This window comes from Plectonema cf. radiosum LEGE 06105, assembly GCF_015207665.1.
GTDB classification, from domain to species: domain Bacteria; phylum Cyanobacteriota; class Cyanobacteriia; order Cyanobacteriales; family Nostocaceae; genus Rivularia; species Rivularia radiosa_A.
This window is the reverse complement of record NZ_JADEWL010000259.1, coordinates 1-4,287: the sequence shown is the minus strand read 5'-3', so window position 1 is coordinate 4,287 and position 4,287 is coordinate 1. Positions and strand designations below refer to the sequence as shown.

The following is a 4,287-nucleotide window of genomic DNA, read 5'->3' as shown; positions in this document are numbered from 1 at the left end:
ACTCCTCACTCCTAACTCCCAACTCCTAACTCCTAACTCCTAACTCCTAACTCCTTTAACTCGTCTCCGGTGAGGCGACAAATTCGCCAATCTTCTAAAATATCTGCTCCCATATGGCGATAAAATGCTTTTGCTGGTTCGTTCCAATTCAAAACGCTCCATTCTAATCTTCCACAATTTCTTTCAACTGCAATGCTCGCGAGTTTGGTTAAAAGTGCTTTTCCAACTCCTTGTTGACGATATTCTTTTAACACGAATAAATCTTCTAAATAGATTCCCGGTTGTGTAAGAAAGGTTGAATAATTATGAAAAAATAAGGCAAACCCTACGGCTTGCCCCATATATTCTGCTAATATCGCTTCCGCATATTTTTGTGAACCAAATAAATGCTCTTGAAGTTGTAAAGCGCTACCAGTCACAGCATTGGTAAGTTTTTCGTATTCTGCTAATCCTTTGATTAATTCAAATAATACGCCGCAATCTTTTGGTTGAGCTAAACGTAAATTTAAGTCGCTATCTGGAGTCATTCGTTATTAAAAATCTCAACAATGACACTAAAGATATCTTAAATATGGGATAATTTTACAAAAGTTTTTCTAAATCAATATTCTGATTCCCAGGCTCAGCCTGGGAACTAGATTCCCTACTCCCAAAACCATCAAGTTAGTAAACAATTACCAGCAATTGCTCGATAACTGATAACTGTTAACTGATAACTGATTATACTAGCCAGCCTTTCAAACGCTTGGCTATATGAGGACGACGCAATTTTCGCATGGCTTTACTTTGAATTTGTCGTACTCTTTCGCGAGAAAGGTTGAACATATTGCCTACTTCCTCTAAGGTACAGGGTTCGCTGCTAGTCAAACCGTAACGTAAAGAAATTACGTCTTTCTCCCGTGGAGTTAGTACATCTCCCAATACTTCCCAAATCTCCTGACGCATCATGGTTTCATTCATTTTTGCTTCGGGAGATTGGTTATCTTCGTCTTCCAATAAATCCATCAATTCCGTATCTTCTTCTTTACCGACACGGTGGTTTAATGAAAGCGCTTGACGACGCAGTTGCTGTAATTGACGTAGCTGAGTAGCTGGAATTTCCAGCACTTTCGCTAATTCTTCTTCTGTGGGATTTCGTGCTAATTTTTGTTTTAATTCTCTTTGGGCTTTCTTGAGTTTATTAAGCTTTTCTACTATATGTATGGGTAAACGAATTGTCCGCGCATCGTTGGCGATCGCCCTAGTAATTGCTTGACGAATCCACCAATAAGCGTAGGTTGAAAATTTATATCCTTTATCTGGATCGAATTTTTCTGTAGCACGATTTAAACCCATGGCTCCTTCTTGAATCAAATCGAGGAAAGGAACACCGCGATTAAGATATCTTTTGGCTATGGAAACTACCAAACGCAAGTTAGAACGAATCATTTTTCGCTTCGCGACTTTACCTTGGTATAAACGATGCTCTAACTGCTTTTGATTAATTCCCATTTGGGCTGCTATGGCTGCTTTATCGGGGAAATTCCCCAATTTTTCCTCTGCCGCAGCTTGTGCTTGTCTGACTTCTTCAAGGATACGTACTCTTTTGGCTAACTCCACTTCTTCTTCGGGTTTAAGCAATGGATAACGCGCCATTTCTTTGAAAAATGCTCCTACAGCATCATCATATTCGGTTTTGTTATATCCCGAAGGCCGCGCTGCCGCCATATCATCCCCATTGCTTGCTTCCACATTACTTGCTTCTGCATCAATGTTTTGAGCAATTAAAGCTTCTTCGTCTGTCACTACTTCTAAAACATTAATTGCTTCTAATTCATCCTTATGAGCAACTTTCTGCATATTTTCCATTGTTCCCAATTGTGCAATATTCATAAGTCTTTTAATGGGGGATTGTTGCTTAATACCGTAAATAATCAAAGTGACAGCTGTTCGGCATTCCAGATTGTAATATTGGTTATACATCTAGAATGCCTGTTACTTTACCTGGATTTCTCACAACTAAGTCGTAAGCGTTGAGTGACGGATTGATTTCCCCACTGCTCACTACTACTTCCAACTTCCTTCTTGTTTGTGAGAAATGCGGGTTTAGTCGCTCCGCATTCAAAGTGGTTTTATAGCTTATTTACTTGACTTTTTGAGCTTTTTTATATCTATGCTCTGCTATATCCCACTCATAGAACCTTCGTTATAGAAATCATTGATAAATATAAACTAGATTATCCTAATACATATATTCTTCACTTTTTTTCTCTAACAGAATATTCATCTGTTTTATCACCTCCTAATTTTTCTTTAATCAATAGATATAAAAAATACTCTTTTACCGCCAAATTATTAAATTTTTCTGTTTTTATTTCGGGACTGTTACACTTTTATGTTTAATAACTGTTTACCGATAATAATACCTTGTGATTCACTAATATATGTCTTTTGGCGGAGTGCAGTTCAATTCATATCAAAATATTGCAGATGAAACTTTGGGAAATTTTTCCCTATATAAAAGCATCTCACATACCACCAAAGCTGAATATCTATCAATGGAGAGATAAGCCGTCTTCCATAGTTGGTAAACTAGCAGAAAAAATGGCGTAAATAGGTGAGATTATTGGGGATTATAAATCAGGTATCAAAAAATCATTACCGAGTCATGTTTGTGTAAGGTTTGTTTATGAGATTACATATCTACGAAACTTATCAAGTATTATGTCAAATGAAAGTATTGCGAAATACATTTTATCTGAACTATATATATAGGACTTAATATTGAAAATTCAAAAAATCATTACACGTAACTATTCCCGACTGCCCCCAACCCTACTCCCTATTTCACAACGGTAATTATTCATCGGTAAAATAAAAAAAATATGTATACAAATAATGCAACTTTACCCACTGCGATCGCGGCTTCAAATCAAGGAGAATATCAACTAAGAATCACGCCAAAACAATGGGTTGAGGTGTTAGTAGACTGTCCAGGAATGACGGGATTATTAACTTACGGATTACCCCAGGAGTTAGAAGTAAAACCGGGGGATATTCTCAGCGTACCATTGAATACACAAACTGTTGGCGGAATTGCGATTCGGACATTAACAAAACCTTCCCAAGATGTACCGATAGAAAAAATTCGCAATATAGAAGATGTAGTTAGTTCTGGGTTTTTTCCCCATTTTTACTGGGAATTATTAAACAGAGTTGCAGCATATTATTACACTCCTTTAATTCAAGTAATTCGCGTTGCTTTACCTCCTGGTATATTGGGAAAATCCCAGCGAAGAATTCGGCTTATTTCTGCTCCAAATAATTCCTTCTCTTCCTCTGTGTCAATTTCCCTTTCCCCCACAGCACAGAAAATTCTCGATTTACTCGAAGCTCAACAAGCCGGAGATTACAGTTTTATCTATCTACAGCGACAAGTCAGGAATGCTCATCGAGGAGTAAGGGAGCTACGACGACTTGGTTTAATCGAAACTTATTTAGAAGCACCTCGTTCAACTAAACCAAAATTACAAAAAGCCGTAATATTAATTGGAAATAGTTTTGCACCAGATTTAACGACTCGTCAAGCAGAAATATTAGAAGTATTGCGACGAAGAGGTGGTGAGATGTGGCAAACTGAATTATTACAAGCTTGTAGCACTAGTTCTTCAGTAATTAAAATTTTAGAAAAAAAAGGTTATGTTGTCCTAGAAGAAAAAGAAGTATTGCGAACCGATGCCTCTGGAAATTCAGATCAAATATCAACGGTTCAACAAGTAAAAAATCTCACACCGGCTCAACAAATAGCTTTAGAAACGATAAATAATCTTCATAGATATGCATCAATTCTATTACATGGAGTTACGGGTTCGGGAAAAACAGAAGTATATTTACAAGCAATTGCACCCTTATTACAAAAAGGTAAATCAGCATTAATTTTAGTTCCTGAAATCGGACTAACACCGCAATTAACTGACCGTTTTCGTGCTAAATTCGCTAACAAAGTCAAAGTTTACCATAGCGGTCTTTCCGATGGCGAACGTTACGACACTTGGCGACAAATGTTAGCAGGAGAACCCCAAGTAGTCATCGGCACCCGCAGCGCAGTTTTCGCACCTCTACCCAATCTCGGTATAATTATCCTCGATGAGGAACACGATTCTTCATTTAAACAAGACTCTCCCATTCCCACCTATCATGCTAGAACAGTTGCAACTTGGCGAGCAGAATTAGAAAATTGTCCGTTAATATTAGGTTCTGCCACTCCTTCCTTGGAAAGTTGGGTGAATGTAGGGGGAGGTGGGGAGA

The 4,287-nt window shown here is 37.8% G+C and carries 3 protein-coding genes; 1 reads left to right on the top strand and 2 read right to left on the bottom strand.

Features of this window, described 5'->3' with window-relative positions; all coding sequences use genetic code 11:
• Nucleotides 1–32: 32 nt before the first annotated feature.
• Both IQ247_RS31585 and IQ247_RS31580 read right to left on the bottom strand, forming a co-directional pair.
• Complete coding sequence (locus tag IQ247_RS31585; RefSeq protein WP_193926132.1) at nucleotides 33–527, bottom strand: GNAT family N-acetyltransferase; 495 nt, start codon at nucleotides 525–527, stop codon at nucleotides 33–35.
• 193 nt (nucleotides 528–720) lie between these two features.
• Nucleotides 721–1,707 (bottom strand): RpoD/SigA family RNA polymerase sigma factor, encoded by a 987-nt coding sequence (locus IQ247_RS31580; protein WP_228060223.1) that lies wholly within the window; start codon nucleotides 1,705–1,707, stop codon nucleotides 721–723.
• Between the two features lie 1,157 nt (nucleotides 1,708–2,864).
• Between IQ247_RS31580 and priA the strand changes: the two genes are divergently transcribed.
• Nucleotides 2,865–4,287: replication restart helicase PriA (gene priA, locus IQ247_RS31575; protein ID WP_193926131.1), on the top strand; the 1,423-nt coding region annotated here is incomplete at its 3' end.

What these genes read in the sequence shown, in the direction of transcription:
- IQ247_RS31585 (WP_193926132.1), bottom strand. Translation starts at nt 527, where the DNA reads ATGACTCCAGATAGCGACTTAAATTTACGTTTAGCTCAACCAAAAGAT.
- IQ247_RS31580 (WP_228060223.1), bottom strand. Translation starts at nt 1,707, where the DNA reads ATGGCGGCAGCGCGGCCTTCGGGATATAACAAAACCGAATATGATGAT.